General features: G+C 72.3%; 18 protein-coding genes and 2 pseudogenes. 15 read left to right on the plus strand and 5 right to left on the minus strand.

Annotated elements, in window-relative coordinates; genetic code table 11:
* Positions 1–11: 11 nt before the first annotated feature.
* The 6 genes from ABZZ79_RS02055 (at position 12) to ABZZ79_RS02080 (ending at position 6,728) form a co-directional block, all read left to right on the plus strand.
* Entirely contained in the window at positions 12–404 is a 393-nt protein-coding gene (locus tag ABZZ79_RS02055; protein ID WP_356685441.1) for a VOC family protein, read from the plus strand.
* A 62-nt stretch (positions 405–466) separates the two neighbouring features.
* Entirely contained in the window at positions 467–1,006 is a 540-nt protein-coding gene (locus ABZZ79_RS02060) for a hypothetical protein (RefSeq protein WP_356685443.1), read from the plus strand.
* 68 nt (positions 1,007–1,074) lie between these two features.
* Positions 1,075–4,305, plus strand: coding sequence for a S41 family peptidase (locus ABZZ79_RS02065; protein ID WP_356685445.1), 3,231 nt, complete (start codon positions 1,075–1,077; stop codon positions 4,303–4,305).
* Between the two features lie 118 nt (positions 4,306–4,423).
* On the plus strand, positions 4,424–4,777 hold the full coding sequence (locus ABZZ79_RS02070; RefSeq protein ID WP_356685447.1) for a histidine triad nucleotide-binding protein: 354 nt from the start codon (positions 4,424–4,426) through the stop codon (positions 4,775–4,777).
* 6 nt (positions 4,778–4,783) lie between these two features.
* A complete protein-coding gene (locus ABZZ79_RS02075; RefSeq protein WP_356685448.1) occupies positions 4,784–5,692 on the plus strand; it encodes a ribonuclease Z in 909 nt (302 codons plus the stop codon).
* A 46-nt stretch (positions 5,693–5,738) separates the two neighbouring features.
* Positions 5,739–6,728: an adenosine deaminase gene (locus ABZZ79_RS02080; protein ID WP_356685450.1), complete on the plus strand. Its 990-nt coding sequence runs from the start codon at positions 5,739–5,741 to the stop codon at positions 6,726–6,728.
* A 70-nt stretch (positions 6,729–6,798) separates the two neighbouring features.
* Here the strand turns inward: ABZZ79_RS02080 and ABZZ79_RS02085 are convergent.
* Positions 6,799–7,339, minus strand: a pseudogene (locus tag ABZZ79_RS02085) (MFS transporter); the annotation flags it as partial.
* A gap of 97 nt (positions 7,340–7,436) precedes the next feature.
* Here ABZZ79_RS02085 and ABZZ79_RS02090 point away from each other — a divergent pair.
* The 7 genes from ABZZ79_RS02090 (at position 7,437) to ABZZ79_RS02120 (ending at position 13,997) form a co-directional block, all read left to right on the plus strand.
* Positions 7,437–8,732 (plus strand): glucarate dehydratase family protein, encoded by a 1,296-nt coding sequence (locus ABZZ79_RS02090; RefSeq protein ID WP_356685452.1) that lies wholly within the window; start codon positions 7,437–7,439, stop codon positions 8,730–8,732.
* A gap of 137 nt (positions 8,733–8,869) precedes the next feature.
* Complete coding sequence (locus tag ABZZ79_RS02095; protein ID WP_356685853.1) at positions 8,870–9,970, plus strand: PfkB family carbohydrate kinase; 1,101 nt, start codon at positions 8,870–8,872, stop codon at positions 9,968–9,970.
* A 335-nt stretch (positions 9,971–10,305) separates the two neighbouring features.
* Positions 10,306–11,373, plus strand: coding sequence for a PhoH family protein (locus ABZZ79_RS02100; RefSeq protein WP_356685453.1), 1,068 nt, complete (start codon positions 10,306–10,308; stop codon positions 11,371–11,373).
* 13 nt (positions 11,374–11,386) lie between these two features.
* Positions 11,387–11,884: an rRNA maturation RNase YbeY gene (gene ybeY, locus ABZZ79_RS02105; protein WP_356685455.1), complete on the plus strand. Its 498-nt coding sequence runs from the start codon at positions 11,387–11,389 to the stop codon at positions 11,882–11,884.
* 16 nt (positions 11,885–11,900) lie between these two features.
* Complete coding sequence (locus tag ABZZ79_RS02110) at positions 11,901–13,202, plus strand: hemolysin family protein (RefSeq protein ID WP_356685457.1); 1,302 nt, start codon at positions 11,901–11,903, stop codon at positions 13,200–13,202.
* Positions 13,199–13,558 (plus strand): MmcQ/YjbR family DNA-binding protein, encoded by a 360-nt coding sequence (locus ABZZ79_RS02115; RefSeq protein ID WP_356685459.1) that lies wholly within the window; start codon positions 13,199–13,201, stop codon positions 13,556–13,558. Before ABZZ79_RS02110 ends, ABZZ79_RS02115 begins: the two co-directional genes overlap by 4 nt.
* An 85-nt stretch (positions 13,559–13,643) precedes the next feature.
* On the plus strand, positions 13,644–13,997 hold the full coding sequence (locus tag ABZZ79_RS02120; RefSeq protein ID WP_356685461.1) for a cytidine deaminase: 354 nt from the start codon (positions 13,644–13,646) through the stop codon (positions 13,995–13,997).
* Positions 13,998–14,103: 106 nt separating this feature from the next.
* Here ABZZ79_RS02120 and ABZZ79_RS02125 read toward each other — a convergent pair whose 3' ends face one another.
* Both ABZZ79_RS02125 and ABZZ79_RS02130 read right to left on the minus strand, forming a co-directional pair.
* On the minus strand, positions 14,104–14,442 hold the full coding sequence (locus ABZZ79_RS02125) for a P-II family nitrogen regulator (RefSeq protein ID WP_356685463.1): 339 nt from the start codon (positions 14,440–14,442) through the stop codon (positions 14,104–14,106).
* On the minus strand, positions 14,439–15,764 hold the full coding sequence (locus ABZZ79_RS02130) for an ammonium transporter (RefSeq protein ID WP_356685465.1): 1,326 nt from the start codon (positions 15,762–15,764) through the stop codon (positions 14,439–14,441). Before ABZZ79_RS02130 ends, ABZZ79_RS02125 begins: the two co-directional genes overlap by 4 nt.
* 174 nt (positions 15,765–15,938) lie before the next feature.
* Between ABZZ79_RS02130 and era the strand changes: the two genes are divergently transcribed.
* Both era and ABZZ79_RS02140 read left to right on the plus strand, forming a co-directional pair.
* Complete coding sequence (gene era, locus ABZZ79_RS02135; protein WP_356685467.1) at positions 15,939–16,892, plus strand: GTPase Era; 954 nt, start codon at positions 15,939–15,941, stop codon at positions 16,890–16,892.
* Between the two features lie 166 nt (positions 16,893–17,058).
* Positions 17,059–17,361: pseudogene (locus ABZZ79_RS02140) on the plus strand (NAD(P)-dependent oxidoreductase); the annotation flags it as partial.
* Positions 17,362–17,465: 104 nt separating this feature from the next.
* On the opposite strand, the gene ABZZ79_RS02145 reads toward ABZZ79_RS02140, so the two are convergent.
* Both ABZZ79_RS02145 and ABZZ79_RS02150 read right to left on the minus strand, forming a co-directional pair.
* Positions 17,466–18,797 (minus strand): GH1 family beta-glucosidase, encoded by a 1,332-nt coding sequence (locus ABZZ79_RS02145; protein ID WP_356685469.1) that lies wholly within the window; start codon positions 18,795–18,797, stop codon positions 17,466–17,468.
* Between the two features lie 45 nt (positions 18,798–18,842).
* Positions 18,843–19,109, minus strand: a complete 267-nt coding sequence (locus ABZZ79_RS02150) for a protealysin inhibitor emfourin (protein ID WP_356685471.1) — start codon at positions 19,107–19,109, stop codon at positions 18,843–18,845.
* Positions 19,110–19,122 lie beyond the last annotated feature (13 nt).

Here is a 19,122-nt window from a genome sequence, read left to right on the forward strand (position 1 = left end):
GAGGGAACACCATGGAACTCGCCCAGGTGCGGCTGCTGGTGACCGACTTCGCCGACTGCTACCGCTTCTACGCCGACGTCCTCGGCCTCAAGCCCCAGTCGGGCGCGGCCGAGGGGCCGTACGAGAAGTTCAGCCCCGCCACCGGCTCCGCGGGCATCGCGCTCCAGGACCGGGCGATGATGGCCGAGGTGCTGGGCGAACTGGGCGACGCGGCGAGCGGGCACCGGTCCCTGGTGGTGCTGCGGGTGGACGACCTCGACGCGTACTGCGAGCAGGTCACCGGGCGTGGCGCCGAACTCCTGCACGGCCCGGCCCCGATGACCGACCGGATGCGCGTGGCCCATCTCAAGGACCCCGAGGGCAATCTGGTGGAGCTTCAGGAGTGGCTGCTGCTGCGCGGATGACCGTGCACGCGTGGCCGTATGCGCACTACCGCGACAGGCGGGGCAGTGGCAAGCTGTCCTCCATGGGGGCATTGCGACGCATTTGGCAGGGCGGGCGACGGCGGCGGATCGAGCGGGGCGCGGCCGCGCTGGCGCTGGCGGTGATCACCGCGGGCGGGGTGGCGGCGTGCGACCCGGCGGGCCTGAGCTCGGCCACGGTCTCGTTCACCACCGACCAGCTGGCCACCCGCGAGCTGGAGCGGCAGCAGGCGGACGTGCGCCGGCTCAACTGCACGGCCGAGGTGGACGGCGGTGACAGCGCCTCGCCCTCCGCGACACAGGACGACGTGGCCACCGTCCACTGCGAGGGCGAGACCGGCGACGGCAAGGACATCACGGTCGACGGCAGGGTGACCCGCGCAGTCGACGGGGCGTGCGTGCGCGGCGATCTGACCGCGAGGATCGACGGCCGGCAGGTGTTCCGCGTGAACGGGCTCGGCGACTGCGACGCCGCTCCCACCCCGCCCTCGGGCCAGGCGCCCGGTCCCGCCGTCACGGTGACCGTCACCCAGACCGTCTGGTGCGACAACTACCCGCAGTGCCGCCCGGTTCAGGGCAAGTAGGCCCCGGGAAAAGACCAAGTGATCCAAACCGCCAGCCCCGGACGCCCCCGCTGCATACGCTTGATCGCGTGACGCAGACCGCAGACTCCGCCCCGTCGGCCTACCTCCGCTTCCCGCACCTGCACGGCGAGTCGGTCGCCTTCACCGCCGAGGACGACGTCTGGATCGCGCCGCTCGACGGCGGCCGGGCGTGGCGGGTCAGCGCCGACAACATGCCGGTGAGCATGCCCCGCATATCGCCCGACGGCACCACCGTCGCCTGGACCTCCAACCGCGACGGCGCCCCCGAGGTGCACGTCGCCCCGGCCGACGGCGGACCCGCCCGGCGGCTGACGTACTGGGGCAGCACGAAGACCCAGGTGCGAGGCTGGACCCCGGACGGCCGGGTCCTGGCGCTCAGCACCCACGGCCAGGCCACCCTGCGCCGCACCTGGGCACGGGCCGTCCCGCTCGACGGCGGCCCGGCCGAAATCCTGCCGTACGGCCCCGTCGGCGATGCGGCGTTCGGCCCGGCCACCGTGCTGCTGTCCGCGCCGATGGGCCGCGAGGCGGCCTGGTGGAAGCGCTACCGGGGCGGCACCGCCGGCAAGTTGTGGATCGACCGCGACGACAGCGGCGAGTTCGTCCGGCTGCACGAGGACCTCGACGGCAACATCGAGCACCCCTGCTGGGTGGGCGAGCGCCTCGCGTTCCTCTCCGACCACGAGGGCACCGGCGCGCTGTACTCCTCCCTCGCCGACGGCTCCGACCTGCGCCGCCACACCCCCGTCGACGGCTTCTACGCCCGGCACGCGACGAGCGACGGCCACCGCGTCGTCTACGCCTGCGCGGGCGAACTGTGGCTCCTGGACGACCTGGAGGGCGCCGAGCCGCGCCGCCTGGACATCCGGCTCGGCGGTCAGCGCACCGACCGGCAGCCCCACACGGTCGACGCGGGGCGCTGGTTCGGCTCCGCCGCCCCCGACCACAGCGCCCGCGGCAGCGCGGTGAGCGTACGCGGCGCGGTCCACTGGGTCACCCACCGCTCGGGCCCCACCCGTGCCCTGGCCGCCGAACCCGGCGTCCGCGCCCGGCTGCCGCGCACCTTCCGCGTCGAGGGCGAGGAATGGGCGGTGTGGGTGACGGACGCGGAGGGCGAGGACGCCCTGGAGTTCGCGCCCGCCACCGGCCCCGCCCCCGGCACCACCCCGCGGCGTATCGCGGCCGGCCGGCTGGGCCGGGTCCTGGGCCTCGCCATGGCCCCGGACGGCACCCGTGCCGCGGTCGCCGCGCACGACGGACGCGTGCTGCTCGTGGAACGCGAGAGCGGCGAGGTCCGCGAGCTCGACCGCAGCGAGCACGGCGACGTGTCCGGCCTCGCCTTCTCGCCCGACTCCGGCTGGCTCGCCTGGTCCCACCCCGGCCCGCACCCGCTCAGCCAGCTCAAGCTCGCCAACACCACCGACCTGACGGTCACCGAGGCGACCCCGCTGCGCTTCCAGGACTACGCGCCCGCCTTCACCCTGGACGGCAGGCACCTCGCCTTCCTGTCCACCCGCTCCTTCGACCCGGTCTACGACGAGCACGTCTTCGACCTGGCCTTCGTCACCGGTTCGCGCCCGCACCTGATCACCCTCGCCGCGACCACGCCCTCACCGTTCGGCCCCCAGCGGCACGGCCGCCCCTTCGAGGTGTCCGACAAGGACGAGACCCCCGACAGCGAGGGCACCCCCGCCACCCGCATCGACCTCGACGGCCTCGCCGACCGCATCGTGCCCTTCCCGGTGGAGGCCGCCCGCTACTCCAACCTGCGCGCCGCCAAGGACGGCGTCCTGTGGCTGCGCCACCCCGTGCGCGGTGTCCTCGGCGTCTCCCGGGCCACGCCCGACGCGCCCGACCCGCACACCGAGCTGGAGCGCTACGACCTCGCCGAGCAGCGCGTCGAGCATCTCGCCGCCGACGCCGACCACTTCGCGGTCAGCGGCGACGGCAAGCGGGTCCTGCTGTGGACCGACGGGCACCTCAAGGTCGTCCCCAGCGACCGGCGGGCCTCCTCCGACGCCGACAGCGACTCCAACATCACCGTCGACCTCGGCCGGGTCCGCCGCATGATCGACCCGGCCGCCGAGTGGCGCCAGATGTTCGACGAGACCGGCCGCATCATGCGTGACCACTTCTGGCGCGCCGACATGAACGGCGTCGACTGGGACGCCGTCCTGGACCGCTACCGCCCCCTCCTGGACCGTGTCGCCACCCACGACGACCTCGTCGACCTGCTGTGGGAGGTGCACGGCGAACTGGGCACCTCCCACGCCTACGTCGTCCCGGGCGGCGGCCACGGCGGCGGCGACCGGCAGGGCCTGCTGGGCGCGGACCTCTCCCGCCACGAGGACGGCACCTGGCGGGTGGACCGCGTCCTGCCCACCGAGACCTCGGACCCCGAGGCCCGCTCCCCGCTGGCCGCCCCGGGCGTGGCCGTGCGTCCCGGAGACGCCGTCGTCGCGGTGGCGGGAACGCCGGTGGACCCGGTGACCGGCCCCGCCCCCCTCCTCGTGGGCATGGCGGACCGGCCGGTGGAACTGACCATCGCCCCCTCGGGCGGCGGCGACCCCCGCCACGCCGTGGTGGTCCCCCTGGCCGACGAGGAGCCCCTGCGCTACCACGCCTGGGTCGCCGACCGGCGGGCCCATGTCCACCGGGTCTCCGGCGGCCGGCTCGGCTACCTCCACGTCCCCGACATGCAGGCCCCCGGCTGGGCGCAGATCCACCGTGACCTGCGGGTGGAGGTGGGCCGCGAGGGACTCGTCGTCGACCTGCGCGAGAACCGCGGCGGCCACACCTCCCAGCTCGTCGTGGAGAAGCTCGCCCGCCGCATCGTCGGCTGGGCCGTCCCCCGCGGCATGCGGCCCTACAGCTACCCCCAGGACGCCCCGCGCGGCCCGGTGGTCGCCGTGGCCAACGAGTTCTCCGGCTCCGACGGCGACATCGTCAACGCCGCGATCAAGGCGCTAGGCCTCGGCCCGGTCGTCGGCGTACGCACCTGGGGCGGGGTCATCGGCATCGACAGCCGCTACCGCCTGGTGGACGGCACGCTCATCACCCAGCCCAAGTACGCCTTCTGGCTGGAGGGTTACGGCTGGGGCGTGGAGAACCACGGTGTGGACCCGGACGTGGAGGTGGTCCAGCGCCCGCAGGACTGGGCGGCGGGCAGGGACACCCAGCTCGACGAGGCGATCCGACTGGCCCTGGCAGCCCTGGAGACCCAGCCGCCGAAAACGCCGCCGACCGTGGGTGACCAGGGTTCGCCGGACAGCCCGTAGGGGCGCGGGGCCGGGCCGGTGCGCGGCTCCGCCGCGTGGGCGCGATCAACGACGACGAACCCGCGGACGACGACGATACGATGCGTCACGTCAACCGCCCTACCCCGGAGGGAGCCGCATGGCGGGCGAAGCTCAGGAAGACTGCCTGTTCTGCAAGATCATCGCGAAGCACATCCCCGCGACGATCGTGCGCGAGACGGACACCACGGTCGCCTTCCGCGACATAAACCCCCAGGCCCCCACCCACGTCCTGGTGATCCCCAAGGTCCACTACGCCGACGCCGCCGAACTGGCCGCCGCGGAACCGGCGATCGCCGCGGACGTCCTGCGCGAGGCCCGGTCCGTCGCGGACGAGGAGAAGCTGGACAGCTACCGCATCGTCTTCAACACGGGCAGCGGCGCGGGCCAGACGGTGTGGCACGCCCACGCCCACGTCCTGGGCGGCCGCGGCATGCAGTGGCCCCCGGGATAAGTCACCGTGTCCGTCCGTGAATTGGTGGTGCTGGGCACCGCCAGCCAGGTCCCGACCAGGCATCGCAACCACAACGGCTACTTCCTGCGCTGGGACGGCGAGGGCCTGCTGTTCGATCCCGGCGAGGGCACCCAGCGCCAGATGCTGCACGCCGGGGTGGCCGCGCACGACCTGAACCGGATCTGCGTCACCCACTTCCACGGCGACCACTCGCTGGGTCTGGCCGGGGTGATCCAGCGCATCAACCTCGACCAGGTGCCGCACGAGGTCACCGCCCATTTCCCGGAGTCCGGCCGCCACTTCTTCGACCGGCTCCGGCACTCCACCGCCTACCGCGAGACGGTCCGGCTCACCGAGGCTCCGGTGGCGCGGGACGGCGTCATCGCCGAGACGCCCGGCTACCGGCTGGAGGCCCGCCTGCTCTCCCACCCCGTGGAGTCCTTCGGCTACCGCCTGATCGAGCCCGACGGCCGCCGCATGCTGCCCGAACGGCTGGCCGCGCACGGTATCAAGGGCCCGGACGTGAGCCGTATCCAGCGCGACGGGGTGCTGAACGGCCTGCCGCTGGAGGAGGTCAGCGAGGTGCGGCGCGGACAGCGGTTCGCGTTCGTCATGGACACCAGGCTGTGCGACGGGGCGTTCGCGCTCGCCGAGGACTGCGACATGCTGGTCATCGAGTCGACGTTCCTCGACGAGGACGGGCAACTCGCCGTGGACCACGGCCATCTGACCGCCGGCCAGGCCGCGCGGGTGGCCCGGGAAGCCGGCGTACGGCATCTCGTGCTCACCCACTTCAGCCAGCGCTACTCCGACCCCGGGGGAGAGTTCGAGCGCCAGGCGCGCTCGGCCGGGTTCGAGGGCGAGCTGACCGTGGCGCACGATCTGCTGCGGGTGCCCCTGCCCAAGCGCCGCTAGCCGTGGCGGTTCCGAAACGACGGTGAGGCGGCCGTACGATGCCGTAATGCCCCTCCCCAAAGCGGAACTGCACCTCCATATCGAAGGCACGCTGGAGCCGGAGCTGGCCTTCGAGCTGGCCGCGCGCAACGGCGTGACACTGCCGTACGCCGACACGGACGCGCTCCGTGAGGCGTACCGGTTCGACGACCTCCAGACCTTCCTGGACCTGTACTACGAGATGATGGCGGTCCTGCGCACCGAGCGGGACTTCGCCGACCTCGCCGACGCCTATCTCGCGCGCGCCGCCGCGCAGGGCGTGCGGCACGCGGAGATCTTCTTCGACCCGCAGGCCCACCTCGCGCGCGGCGTGTCCATGGGCACGGTCGTCGAGGGGCTGTGGCGGGGGCTGGAGCGCAGCCAGGACGAGCACGGCGTCTCCACCCGGCTGATCATGTGCTTCCTGCGCGACGAGTCCGCCGAGTCCGCGCTGCGGACGCTGGACGAGGCGAAGCCCTATCTGCACCTGATCACCGGCGTGGGGCTGGACTCGGCCGAGGTCGGCCATCCGCCGGTGAAGTTCCGCGCGGTGTACGAGGCGGCCGCCGCGCTCGGGCTGCGCCGGGTCGCGCACGCGGGCGAGGAGGGCCCGCCGGAGTACATCACCGAGGCGCTGGACGTGCTCGGCGTGGAGCGCGTCGACCACGGGCTGCGCTGCATGGAGGACCCGGCTCTGGTGGCACGCCTGGTCCGGGACCGTGTCCCGCTGACGCTGTGCCCGCTGTCCAACGTCCGGCTGTGCGCGGTCGACGCGCTCGCCGAGCACCCGCTGCCCGCGATGCTGGACGCGGGCCTGCTGTGCACGGTGAACTCCGACGACCCCGCCTACTTCGGCGGCTACGCGGGCGACAACTACACGGCCGTACGCCGGGAGCTGCACCTCACCGACGACGCCCTGCGCCGGCTGGCGCGCAACTCCTTCCTCGCCTCCTTCCTGGAGGACGACGAGGAGCTCAGGGCGCGCTACCTCGCGGAGGTCGAGGCGTACGAGTTCTAGGCGGCAGCCGTCCGCGGGCCCTGGACGGCTGCCGTTCCGTGGGTTCTACGCGGCCGTCGTTCCGCAGGATCTATGCGGCCGTCGTCGTCCGCGGGGTGGGACTCTCCACGGGGATCTCGACCACGGGCAGCGGCCGGCGGCCCGCCCGCAGGGCGACCACCGTCAGCGGTACGGCGATCAACAGCAGTCCGGCCGCCAGGATCGCGCCCATGGCCGGGAAGCCGGCCTGCGCGGAGAGCAGACTGCCGGCCAGCGGGCCCGCGGCCGTGCCCAGCGAGGACGCCGAGCCGGCGAACACCGCCCAGCGGCCGCGCGGGTCGAGGGAGGCGGCGAGGCCGATCAGATACGACAGGACGATCGGGTAGCAGGCGTTCCAGGCGATCTCGCCGCCCGCGCGCGAAGGCGGGCAGGTCGGTGGCGGAGGCGCTGACCACGATGCACCCGGCGATCAGGACCGTACCGGCGCCGACGGGCAGGGCGCGGCCGAGCCGGGGACCGAGTGCCCCGGCGCCGAGGACGCCGAGCAGTCCGGCGCCGAGCGCGACGGCGAAGACCGCGCCGACGGCCGCCTCGGTGAGATGGGCCTGGGTCAGTCCGATACGGCCGCTGACGCTGACTGGCAAGGGGGTGGGTATAAACGCGGTCGCTGTTCGCATACACATCCCTGATTCACATACATGGCTTGCTCCGGCCGTTGGAGGTCGCCCCGTGGCCCACGTCCCGACCGTCGCCGAGGTCCGCCTCGCGCCCGTCCTGGTCGCCGACCCGCCGCTGCTCAACACCCAGGGCGTCCACCAGCCGTACACGCCACGCCTGATCGTCGAGGTCGTGACGGACGACGGGACCACCGGCGTCGGGGAGACCTACGGCGACACCAAGTACCTGGAACTCGCCCGGCCGACGGCCGCGCTGCTGCCCGGGCACCGGGTCGACGACCTCAACGGGCTGTTCACACTGGTGGACAGCGTCGGGGTGGACGCGACGCGGGTCGACGACTCCGTCGACGTCGGCGGGCTGCGCGGCGTCCAGACCGCCGGCAAACTCCGCCTGTCCGTCGTCTCCGCCTTCGAGGTCGCCTGTCTCGACGCGCTCGGCAAGGCGCTCGGGCTGCCCGTGCACGCCCTGCTCGGCGGCAGACTGCGCGACTCCGTCGAGTACAGCGCCTACCTGTTCTACAAGTGGGCCGCCCATCCGGAGGGCGTCCCGGCCGAGCGCGACGACTGGGGCGCGGCCCTCGACCCCGCCTGGATCGTCGAGCAGGCCCGCCGCTTCACCGAGCACCACGGATTCACGTCCTTCAAGCTCAAGGGCGGTGTCCTGCCGCCCGACGAGGAGGTCGCCGCCGTGCGCGCCCTCGCCGGGGCGTTCCCCGGGCGGCCGCTGCGGCTGGACCCCAACGGGGCCTGGTCGGTGGAGACGTCCGTGAAGGTCGCCGACGCCCTGCGGGACGTCCTGGAATACCTGGAGGACCCGGCGCTCGGCACCGCCGCGATGGCCGAGGTCGCCGCGCGCACCGACGTCCCGCTCGCCACCAACATGTGCGTGACGACCTTCGACGAGATCCCCGAGGCGTTCGGCCGGGGTGCCGTGCGGATCGTGCTCTCCGACCACCACTACTGGGGCGGGCTGCGCAACACGCAGCACCTGGCCGCCGTGTGCCGCACCTTAGGCGTCGGGATGTCCATGCACTCCAACACCCACCTCGGCATGAGCCTGGCCGCCATGACCCAGGTCGCGGCCACCCTGCCCGGACTGCGCCACGCCTGCGACTCGCACTACCCCTGGCAGTCCGAGGACGTCCTCACCGAACGGATCGGCTTCACCGGCGGCCGGGTCGCGGTATCCGACGCGCCCGGCCTCGGCGTCGAACTCGACCGCGACCGGCTGGACTTCCTGCACCGGCGCTGGCTGGCGGACGACGGCCGGCTGCGCGACCGCGACGACACGGCGGCGATGCGGGTGGCCCGGCCGGGGTGGGTGACGCCCGGGGTGCCGCGCTGGTAGGACCGTGACCGTGGTGGTGCCGGTGCCGGTGCGGTGCCGACGGCCCGCCCCGGGCGATGTGGTGCACACTGGCCTGAATCCACACCATGTGTCCGCCAGGTGTCAGGAGCGCCATCGTGATCGCGTCCGAGGTGTCCATGGGACAGGGACCGCACCGCAGGTCCCAGGTCGACCCGCTCGCCGGGCTGCGGACGCCCGCGGACCCGCCGTGGGACGTCTACCTCACCGGCACCGTCTTCCTCGACATCATCTTCACCGGGCTGGACTCCGCGCCCGTGCGCGGCACCGAGTCCTGGGCGCGGGGCATGGGCTCCAGCCCCGGCGGCGTCGCCAACATGGCCACCGCCCTCGCCCGGCTCGGGCTGCGCACCTCCCTCGCGGCGGCCTTCGGCGACGACCACTACGGGGAGTACTGCTGGGACGCGCTGGAACAGGGCGAGGGGATCGACCTCGCCTCGTCGCGGACGGTGTCGGGCTGGCACTCGCCGGTCACCGTCTCCATGGCCTACGAGGGGGAGCGCACGATGGTCTCCCACGGCCACGAGCCGCCGCCGGATGAGCCCGCGCCGGACTGCCCGCCCCGGGCGCGGGCCGCCGTCGCCTCCCTCACCCCCGGCAGACGGGCGCCCTGGATCGCGCAGGCCGCGGCGCAGGGGACACGGCTGTTCGCCGACGTCGGCTGGGACGACACCGGCGCGTGGGACCTCGCGGGGCTGGCGGATCTGGAGCACTGCGAGGCCTTCCTGCCCAACGCGCAGGAGGCCATGCGGTACACCCGCACCGGGTGCCCCCGCGCGGCCGCGCATGCCCTGACCTCGTACGTTCCCGTCGTCGTGGTGACCCTCGGGGCGGAGGGGGCGTACGCCGTGGACGGGCGTACGGGGGAGAGCGCCGAGGTCCCCGCCATCGCCGTCGAGGCGCTCGATCCGACCGGGGCGGGGGACGTCTTCGTGGCCGGCTTCGTCACGGGCACCCTCGCGGGCTGGCCGCTCGCGGACCGGCTGGCCTTCGCCGGGCTGACGGCCGCGCTGTCCGTGCAGGAGTTCGGCGGCTCGCTGTCGGCACCGGGCTGGAGCGAGCTGGCCGCCTGGTGGCGCAAGGTCCAGTCCCTGGACGACCAGGACCCCGCCGCCCTCCGCCGCTACGCCTTCCTGGACCCCCTGGTCCCCGACGACTGCGTACGCCCCTGGCCCCTGCGCCGAGCCGTCCCCACCATCGGCTTCGGCAGATCGACGTGAACGGTGCGCGGTGCCCGCGGCGGCGAGGCAGAGCCAAAGGATCCGGGCGGTGCGCGACTCGGCGTGACGAGGTGCCGCCGCGCCCACCCGTGCCGCCCCGGGCGGCACGCATGCCCGCGACGACCCGCGCGCGGGGAACCGCGCGAAGAGCCCGCGACGGCCCGCACCCACCCCACGCACCACGAGCCACCCCCTCCAGACGCGCGGCAAGCGCACCGCGCCCCGTGAAAAGGCCTACGGCGATGTCGGCCCCTCGGCGTACCCTTGAACCCGCGAGGCCGCCCTCAGCCACGCGGCCGTGAAGAGGAGGAAAAGCAGGCCTACAGAGCCGGCCCATGACTCAGACACCCACAGCTCACAGCCCCGCGCAGGGGCAGGCACGAGCACAGTTCACCGTCCCCGCCCAGCATCCGATGGTCACCGTGCTGGGGTCCGGAGACTCCCTCCTGCGCGTGATCGAGAAGGCCTTCCCGGCGGCCGACATCCACGTCCGGGGCAATGAGATCAGCGCGGTCGGCGACGCGGCGGAAGTCGCCCTGATTCAGCGCCTGTTCGACGAGATGATGCTCGTGCTTCGCACCGGGCAGCCGATGACGGAGGACGCAGTGGAACGCTCGATCGCCATGCTGAGGGCGAGCGAGAACGGCGAAGGCCCGGAGGAGACCCCGGCCTCGGTTCTCACGCAGAACATCCTGTCCTCGCGCGGCCGGACCATCCGACCCAAGACCCTCAACCAGAAGCGGTACGTCGACGCGATCGACAAGCACACGATCGTCTTCGGCATCGGCCCCGCCGGTACCGGCAAGACCTACCTCGCCATGGCCAAGGCCGTGCAGGCCCTGCAGTCCAAGCAGGTCAACCGCATCATCCTGACCCGCCCGGCGGTGGAGGCGGGCGAGCGCCTGGGATTCCTGCCCGGCACCCTCTACGAGAAGATCGACCCCTATCTGCGCCCGCTCTACGACGCGCTGCACGACATGCTCGACCCCGACTCCATCCCGAGGCTGATGGCCGCCGGGACGATCGAGGTCGCGCCGCTCGCCTACATGCGCGGACGCACCCTCAACGACGCCTTCATCATTCTCGACGAGGCCCAGAACACCAGCCCCGAACAGATGAAGATGTTCCTCACCCGCCTCGGCTTCGACTCGAAGATCGTGATCACGGGTGACGTGACCCAGGTCGACCTGCCGGGCGGCACCAAGTCCGGCCTGCGCCAGGTCCAGGACATCCTGGACGGCGTCGAGGACGTCCACTTCTCCCGGCTGTCGTCGCAGGATGTCGTCCGCCACAAGCTGGTGGGCCGTATCGTCGACGCGTACGAGTACTACGACAGTCAGCACGGCACGGAGAACGGCGCGCACAAGGGCGGCCGGGGCAAGGCCGGGCACCAGGGGAAGTAGACCGAGCACGACCATGTCGATCGACGTCAACAACGAGTCCGGAACCGAGGTCGACGAGCAGGCGATCCTCGACATCGCCCGCTACGCACTCGCACGGATGCGCATCCACCCGCTCTCCGAGCTCTCGGTGATCGTCGTGGACGCCGACGCCATGGAGCAGCTGCACATCCAGTGGATGGACCTGCCCGGGCCCACCGATGTCATGTCCTTTCCCATGGACGAGCTCCGGCCGCCCGGCAAGGACGACGACGAGCCCCCGCAGGGCCTGCTCGGCGACATCGTGCTGTGCCCGGAGGTCGCCGCCAAGCAGGGCGCCGAGGCGGACACGCAGCACACCATGGACGAGGAGCTCCAGCTGCTCACCGTCCACGGTGTGCTGCACCTGCTCGGCTACGACCACGAGGAGCCCGACGAGAAGGCCGAGATGTTCGGCCTCCAGGCGGCCATCGTGGACGGCTGGCGGCAGGAGAAGGGCCTGAGCGGCCCGTCCCCCGCGCCGACCGTCTCGTAGAGCGGTCGAGCCGTCCATGAGTCCTCAACTCGTTCTCGGCGCGATCCTGCTGGTCGTCGTCGCCTGGCTCGCCGCCTGCGCCGAGGCCGGCATCGCCCGGGTCTCCAGCTTCCGCGCCGACGAGGCCGTCAAGTCCGGCCGCCGCGGCAGCGCCCGGCTCGCGCAGGTGGCCGCCGACCCCACCCGCTACCTCAACGTGGCGCTGCTGGTCCGCGTCGTCTGCGAGATGGCCGCCGCCGCCCTGGTCACCTACGCATGCCTGGCGGAGTTCGACTCCACCGCCGAGGCCCTGCTGGTCGCCATCGCGGTCATGGTCCTGGTGTCGTACGTCGCCGTCGGGGTGTCCCCGCGCACCATCGGCCGCCAGCACCCGCTGAACACCGCCACGGCGGCGGCGTACGTGCTGCTGCCGCTGGCCCGGGTGATGGGCCCGATCCCGTCGCTGCTGATCCTCATCGGCAACGCCCTCACCCCCGGCAAGGGCTTCCGCCGTGGCCCGTTCGCCTCCGAGGCCGAGCTGCGCGCGCTGGTCGACCTCGCCGAGCAGGAGTCCCTCATCGAGGACGAGGAGCGCCGCATGGTGCACTCCGTCTTCGAGCTCGGCGACACCCTGGTGCGCGAGGTGATGGTGCCGCGCACCGACCTCGTCGTCATCGAGCGCTACAAGACCATCCGCCAGGCCCTCACCCTCGCCCTGCGCTCCGGGTTCTCCCGGATACCCGTGACCGGCGAGAGCGAGGACGACATCGTCGGGATCGTCTATCTGAAGGACCTGGCCCGCAAGACGCACATCAGCCGCGACGCCGAGTCCGAACTGGTGTCGACCGCGATGCGCCCGGCGTTCTTCGTGCCCGACACCAAGAACGCGGGCGACCTGCTGCGCGAGATGCAGAAGGAGCGCAACCACGTCGCCGTCGTCGTCGACGAGTACGGCGGCACCGCCGGCATCGTCACCATCGAGGACATCCTGGAAGAGATCGTCGGCGAGATCACCGACGAGTACGACCGGGAACTGCCGCCCGTGGAGAACCTCGGCGAGGACCGCCACCGGGTCACCGCCCGCCTCGACATCACCGACCTCGGCGAGCTGTACGGCCTGGAGGAGTACGACGACGAGGACGTGGAGACCGTCGGCGGTCTGCTCGCCAAGGCCCTCGGCCGGGTGCCCATCGCCGGTGCCTCCTCGACGGTCGAGCTGCCCGACGGGCGCGAGCTCCGGCTGACCGCGGAGTCCTCGGCGGGCCGCCGCAACAAGATCGTGACCGTGCTGGTGGAGCCGGTCGCACCGGTCGCGCCCCCCGAGGAGCGACCGGAGTGACGCCCCAGGAACTGCGCGCCTTCTGTCTGTCGTTCAACGCGGCGGTGGAGGACTTCCCGTTCCGCCCGGAGATCTCCGTCTTCAAGGTCCGGGGCAAGCTCTTCGCCCTCACCGACCTGGGCGCGCGGCCCCTGACGGTCAACCTCAAGTGCGACCCGGAGGACGCCCTGCGGCTGCGCACCGAGCACGAGGGCCTGATCGTCCCCGGCTACCACATGAACAAACGCCACTGGAACACGGTGACCGTCGACGGCGACCTGCCCGACGGCATGGTCCGCGAGCTCATCGAGGACTCCTACGACCTCGTCGTCGCGGGCCTGCCCCGAGCCGACCGCCTCCGCCTCGACCGGCCCTAGGGCAGGTCCGGCACATTCCCGTCGGACAGCCTGGCGATGTACCCCGTCGCGGGGTGAGCTTCGCGGGGCTACGTATCCTCGACCCATGACCGACAGCAACGCGCTCGACCCCGAGGACCGCAAGATCGTCACCCTGGCGCGCTCGGCGCGCGCCCGCAACGGTGTGGCGGAGGGCGCGGCCGTCCGCGACGAGACCGGTCGGACCTATGTCGCCGGGACCGTCGAGCTGGACTCGCTCAAGCTCAGCGCCCTGCGCACCGCGGTGGCGATGGCCGTCGCGTCCGGCGCGAAGTCGCTGGAGGCCGCTGCCGTGGTGACGGCCGGCGAGTCCGTGTCCGACCAGGACCTGGCCGCCGTGCGTGACCTTGGTGGTGCGGGGACGCCCGTGCTGGTCGCGGGGCTGGACGGAGCCGTGCGGGTGTCCTTGACCGCGGGTTGAGCGGGGCGACGGGGGCCGGCGTGAGGGTCCGGTCGCGGGGTTCGTCGTGGTGGTTCGAGCGGTTCCCCGCGCCCCTGGGCACGTGCCCCCCGGGGACGGTTCCGGCTCAGAGCGCGTCCGGGCCCCGCTCGCCGGTGCGCACCCGCACGACCGTGTCGACCGGCAGCGCCCACACCTTGCCGTCGCCGATCTTGCCGGTGTGCGCGGCCTTCACGACGGCGTCGATCACGTCGTCGGCGTCCGCGTCCTCGACGACGACCTCGATCCGGACCTTGGGCACGAGGTCGACCTGGTACTCGGCGCCGCGGTAGACCTCGGTGTGGCCGCGCTGCCGGCCGTAACCGCTGGCCTCGGTGACGGTCAGGCCCCGCACGCCGAGCTCCTGAAGGGCGTTCTTCACCTCGTCGAGGCGGTACGGCTTGACGATCGCGGTGATGAGCTTCATGCCTGGGGCCTGACCTTCTGAGCGGTGGGGACGACGGAGTGGGCGACCGGGGCGCCGTGCCCCAGGACGCCGTGATCGTATGCGGTCTCCGCGTGCACCGTAAGGTCCAGGCCGGTGTGCTCCTGGTCCTCGTCGGCCCGGAAGCCCAGCACCTTGTCGATCAGCTTGGCGAGGCCGTAGGTGACCGCGAAGGCGTACGCCCCGACGGCGACGACCGCCACGAGCTGCTTGCCGAGCTGGCCGAGTCCGCCGCCGTGGAGCAGGCCCTCGGCGCCACCGGTCATGGACTCCACCGCGAAGACGCCGATCAACAGGGTGCCGACGACACCGCCGACCAGGTGCACACCGACGACGTCGAGGGAGTCGTCGTAGTCGAACTTGAACTTCCAGCTCACGGCGTAGGAGCAGACGACACCGGCGACGAGGCCGACGACGAGCGCGCCGAGCAGGGACACCGAGCCGCAGGACGGCGTGATCGCCACCAGGCCGGCGACCGCGCCGGAGGCGGCGCCCAGGGTGGTGGGGTGGCCGTCGCGCCTCTGCTCGACGAACAGCCAGCCCAGCAGGCCCGTGCAGCCCGCGGCGAGGGTGTTGAGGAAGGCGGCGGCGGCCAGACCGTTGGCGCCCAGGGCCGAGCCCGCGTTGAAGCCGAACCAGCCGAACCACAGCAGACCGGCCCCCAGCACCACCATGGGCAGGTTGTGCGGGCGCATGGCGTCCTTCTTGAAGCCCAGCCGCGGGCCCAGGACCAGGCACAGGGCGAGGCCCGAGGCGCCCGAGGTGATCTCCACGGGCAGGCCGCCCGCGAAGTCCAGCGCGCCCAGCTCGGCGACGATCCAGCCGCCCGGACCCCACACCCAGTGGGCGACCGGGACGTATACCAGCAGCGCCCACACCGGCACGAACACCAGCCACGCCCCGAACTTGGTCCGGTCCGCGACGGCACCGCTGATCAGCGCGGCCGTGATGATCGCGAAGGTGAGCTGGAAGGTGGCGAAGAGCACGGTGGGGACCGTGCCCTGGACGCTGTCCGGGCCGAGGCCCGCCATGCCGAGGTGCTCCAGGCCGCCGATGAGCCCGCCGCCCGCGTCCTCGTCGAAGGCGAGCGAGTAGCCGGCCGCCAGCCACACGACCGTGACCAGCGCGATCGACACGAAGCTCATCATCAGCATGTTGAGAACGCTCTTGGCGCGGACCATGCCCCCGTAGAACAGGGCCAGGCCCGGGGTCATCAGCAGGACGAGGGCGGTGGCGGCGAGCAGCCAGGCCGTGTCGCCGGTGTCGACGTGCGCTGCGGCAAGGGTGGTCACGGTCGTCTCCAACGGGTGGGGGTTGCGTCAGAGATTCACCGCTGTCGGTTTCCGGTCGCGTACAGATGTGTTTCCGTGACGTTTCGTTGCCGACGGGTTTCCGGGACCTCACCGTGGACGTCGTACGGACCGGGCCTTCGCGCCGGTGGTGCGGCGCGGCTTCGGGGATCAGGGAGAATGGGCGGCATGAGCGTTCGCACCCAGTCATCCGAACAGCCGGCCGAGGCAGTACACCGGGCCGGTTTCGCGTGCTTCGTGGGACGGCCCAACGCGGGCAAGTCCACCCTCACGAACGCTCTCGTCGGGCAGAAGGTGGCGATCACCGCCAACCAGCCGCAGACGACCCGGCACACGGTACGGGGGATCGTGCACCGCCCGGACGCCCAGCTGATCCTGGTGGACACCCCCGGGCTGCACAAGCCGCGCACCCTGCTGGGCGAGCGGCTGAACGACGTGGTCAGGACGACCTGGGCCGAGGTCGACGTGATCGGCTTCTGTCTCCCGGCGAACGAGAAGATCGGCCCCGGTGACCGCTTCATCGCGAAGGAGCTGGCGGGGATCAAGAAGTCCCCGAAGGTCGCCATCGTCACGAAGACGGACCTCGTCGACTCCAAGTCCCTCGCCGAGCAGCTGATCGCGATCGACCAGCTGGGCAAGGAGCTGGGCATCGAGTGGGCGCAGATCGTCCCGGTGTCGGCGACCGCGAACAAGCAGGTCGACCTGCTGGCGGACCTGCTGATCCCGATGCTGCCCGAGGGTCCCGCCCTCTACCCCGAGGGTGACCTCACCGACGAGCCCGAGCAGGTCATGATCGCGGAGCTGATCCGCGAGGCCGCGCTGGAGGGCGTGCGCGACGAGCTGCCGCACTCCATCGCCGTCGTCGTCGAGGAGATGCTCCCGCGCGAGGACCGCCCCGCCGACAAGCCCCTCCTCGACATCCACGCCAACGTCTACATCGAGCGCCCCAGCCAGAAGGGCATCATCATCGGCCCCAAGGGCAAGCGCCTGAAGGAGGTCGGCATCAAGTCCCGCAAGCAGATCGAGGCCCTCCTCGGCACGCCGGTCTTCCTGGACCTGCATGTGAAGGTCGCCAAGGACTGGCAGCGCGACCCCAAGCAGCTGCGGCGACTGGGGTTCTGAGGGCCGGCACCCGAGGCGCCTCGGGCGGCCCGGGTTCCGCGGGCCGCCGGGTCGGGGACACGAAGTCGGGGCCGGGGACCGCGGTGTTCGGTGGCCACGATCACGATCACGATCACGTCCACGGCCTCGGATCTGCGCCGTGCGCAGCAGCGCGGCGAAGGCGAAGGCGAACTGGGCCGCCGCGCAGCGGCTGCACATGGGGCATCATGCGGACGTGGCTCAGGCGCTGCTGCGCATGCTGCATGCTCCTGGTGCGGGCGGGCGGGTGTACAACGTCGCCGACGACGCTCCCGTGACCGCGGTCGAGCTGCATCAGCTCAACGGGGTGGGGATGCCGGAGGCGCTGTACGAGCAGGTGGATCCGGATCCCTGGCGCGGGATGCTGTCCACCGGGCGGATCCGGCGGGAGCTGGGGTACCGGCCGTTGTATCCGAGTGTGTACGCGGCTCGGGACGCGGGGGCGTTGTAGCGCCTTTGCGGTGACCCCTTGCCTCAAGTGGCGTCCGCCGCTTCATCGGGGCTTGTCGCGCGGTTCCCCGCGCCCCTGGAAGCGAGCGCGGTTCCCCGCGCCCCTCAAGCGGGGCGCTGTTCCTGGAGCGTGTTCCGGTACCAGGTGTAGGACGCCTTCGGGGTTCGGGTCCGGGTTGCGTAGTCGACGTGGACCAGGCCGAATCTGCGCTCGTAGCCCTCCGCCCACTCGAAGTTGTCCAGCAGGGACCACACGAAGTACCCGCGGACGTCGACTCCCGCCTCGATCGCGCGGTGCAGGGCGCGGAGGTGGCCGTCCAGGTAGCTGATGCGGGCCTGGTCGTCCAGGCCCTCGTAGGAGCAGCCGTTCTCGGTGATGACGACGGGCGGGAGGCGGTCGGCGTAGCGGTCGCGGAAGTCCGTCAGCAGTTCGGTGAGTGCCGACGGGACCACCGGCCAGCCGAAGTCCGTCCTCGGGACGTCCTCGATCTCCCGTACCGAGAAGGGGAGTTCGGCCGGCATCCGGACACCGCCGAAGTCGATCTCCGTGCCCTGGGGGGCGCCCACCCGGGTCGGGGCGTAGTAGTTGACGCCGTACCAGTCGACCGGCTCCCCGATGACCTTCAGGTCGGCGGCCACGTCGCCCGGCATCGACTCGGCGATGCCCTCCGGGTACCGGCCGAGCAGGACCGGGTCCGCGAAGAGGCGGTTCAGCAGCAGGTCGTAGAAGCCGGCCGCCTCCAGGTCCGCCTCGTCACGGGAGGCGGGCCAGGTCGGTCCGTGGGAGTTGGCGATGCCGATGTCCGAGGCGCCGGCCGCGCGCAGGGCCTGGACGGCCAGGCCGTGCGCGAGGAGCTGGTGGTGGGCGACCGGCAGGGCGTCGAACAGCAGCTGCCGGCCCGGGGCGTGGACGCCGAGGGCATGGCCCAGAAGGGTGTGCTCGGCGGGCTCGTTGAGGGTGATCCACTTGCGCACGCGGTCGCCCAGCCGGTCGGCGACGACCGACACGTACTCCGCCAGCCGCGTGGCCGTGTCCCGCTCCAGCCAGTCGTGCGTGACCGGCAGGTCCCAGTGGAAGAGGGTCGGCACCGGGCGGACCCCCGCCGCGCACAGCTCGTCCACCAGCCGGTCGTAGAAGTCCAGGCCGCCGGGGGAGTTCACCCGCGGCCAGGAGACGGAGAACCGGTACGCGTCCACGCCCAGCCCGGCCAGCAGCGCCACGTCCTCGCGGTAGCGGTGGTAGTGGTCGCAGGCCACGGCCGCCGTCGAGCCGTCCTTCACCCGGCCCGGTACGGCCGTGAACTCGTCCCAGACGGAGGGGCCGCGCAGGTCCGCGGCACCCTCGATCTGATGGGCCGAGGTCGACACGCCCCACAGGAAGCCGGCCGGGAACCGGGGCATCGGGTCGCGCTCTTGAGTCGCCATGCGCCGGATCATCCGTACCGCCGGTAACGGAAGTCAACGGGCAGGCGGGAGGAACCGCTACGCGCCTTCCTTGAGCACCCTGCTGATCAGGCTGCGCTGGTCGTCGGTGAGCCGTGGGTCCGCGCAGTACACGGTCTTCCCGTCCACCGTGATCTGGTAGCTGAACCCGTCGGGCACGCCGACCGGGGGCGTGCCCCGGCCGTCCGCCAGCGCGCTGTCGACCAGGGCCTGCCACTCGTGGGCGTCGGCGCGGCCCGAGGTGTCCACCTCGGCATGCCGCTCGATGCCCCCGAAACCTCCTGTGCGCCGCACGAGAATCCGCATGGTTCCTGTCTAG

The sequence above is a fragment of the Streptomyces sp. NPDC006458 genome (assembly GCF_040612135.1).
GTDB lineage: Bacteria > Actinomycetota > Actinomycetes > Streptomycetales > Streptomycetaceae > Streptomyces.

Coding starts and splice junctions, on each gene's coding strand:
- ABZZ79_RS02055 (WP_356685441.1), top strand. CDS start 12: ATGGAACTCGCCCAGGTGCGGCTGCTGGTGACCGACTTCGCCGACTGC.
- ABZZ79_RS02060 (WP_356685443.1), top strand. CDS start 467: ATGGGGGCATTGCGACGCATTTGGCAGGGCGGGCGACGGCGGCGGATC.
- ABZZ79_RS02070 (WP_356685447.1), top strand. CDS start 4,424: ATGGCGGGCGAAGCTCAGGAAGACTGCCTGTTCTGCAAGATCATCGCG.
- ABZZ79_RS02080 (WP_356685450.1), top strand. CDS start 5,739: ATGCCCCTCCCCAAAGCGGAACTGCACCTCCATATCGAAGGCACGCTG.
- ABZZ79_RS02095 (WP_356685853.1), top strand. CDS start 8,870: ATGGGACAGGGACCGCACCGCAGGTCCCAGGTCGACCCGCTCGCCGGG.
- ABZZ79_RS02100 (WP_356685453.1), top strand. CDS start 10,306: ATGACTCAGACACCCACAGCTCACAGCCCCGCGCAGGGGCAGGCACGA.
- ybeY (WP_356685455.1), top strand. CDS start 11,387: ATGTCGATCGACGTCAACAACGAGTCCGGAACCGAGGTCGACGAGCAG.
- ABZZ79_RS02110 (WP_356685457.1), top strand. CDS start 11,901: ATGAGTCCTCAACTCGTTCTCGGCGCGATCCTGCTGGTCGTCGTCGCC.
- ABZZ79_RS02120 (WP_356685461.1), top strand. CDS start 13,644: ATGACCGACAGCAACGCGCTCGACCCCGAGGACCGCAAGATCGTCACC.
- ABZZ79_RS02125 (WP_356685463.1), bottom strand. CDS start 14,442: ATGAAGCTCATCACCGCGATCGTCAAGCCGTACCGCCTCGACGAGGTG.
- era (WP_356685467.1), top strand. CDS start 15,939: ATGAGCGTTCGCACCCAGTCATCCGAACAGCCGGCCGAGGCAGTACAC.
- ABZZ79_RS02145 (WP_356685469.1), bottom strand. CDS start 18,797: ATGATCCGGCGCATGGCGACTCAAGAGCGCGACCCGATGCCCCGGTTC.
- ABZZ79_RS02150 (WP_356685471.1), bottom strand. CDS start 19,109: ATGCGGATTCTCGTGCGGCGCACAGGAGGTTTCGGGGGCATCGAGCGG.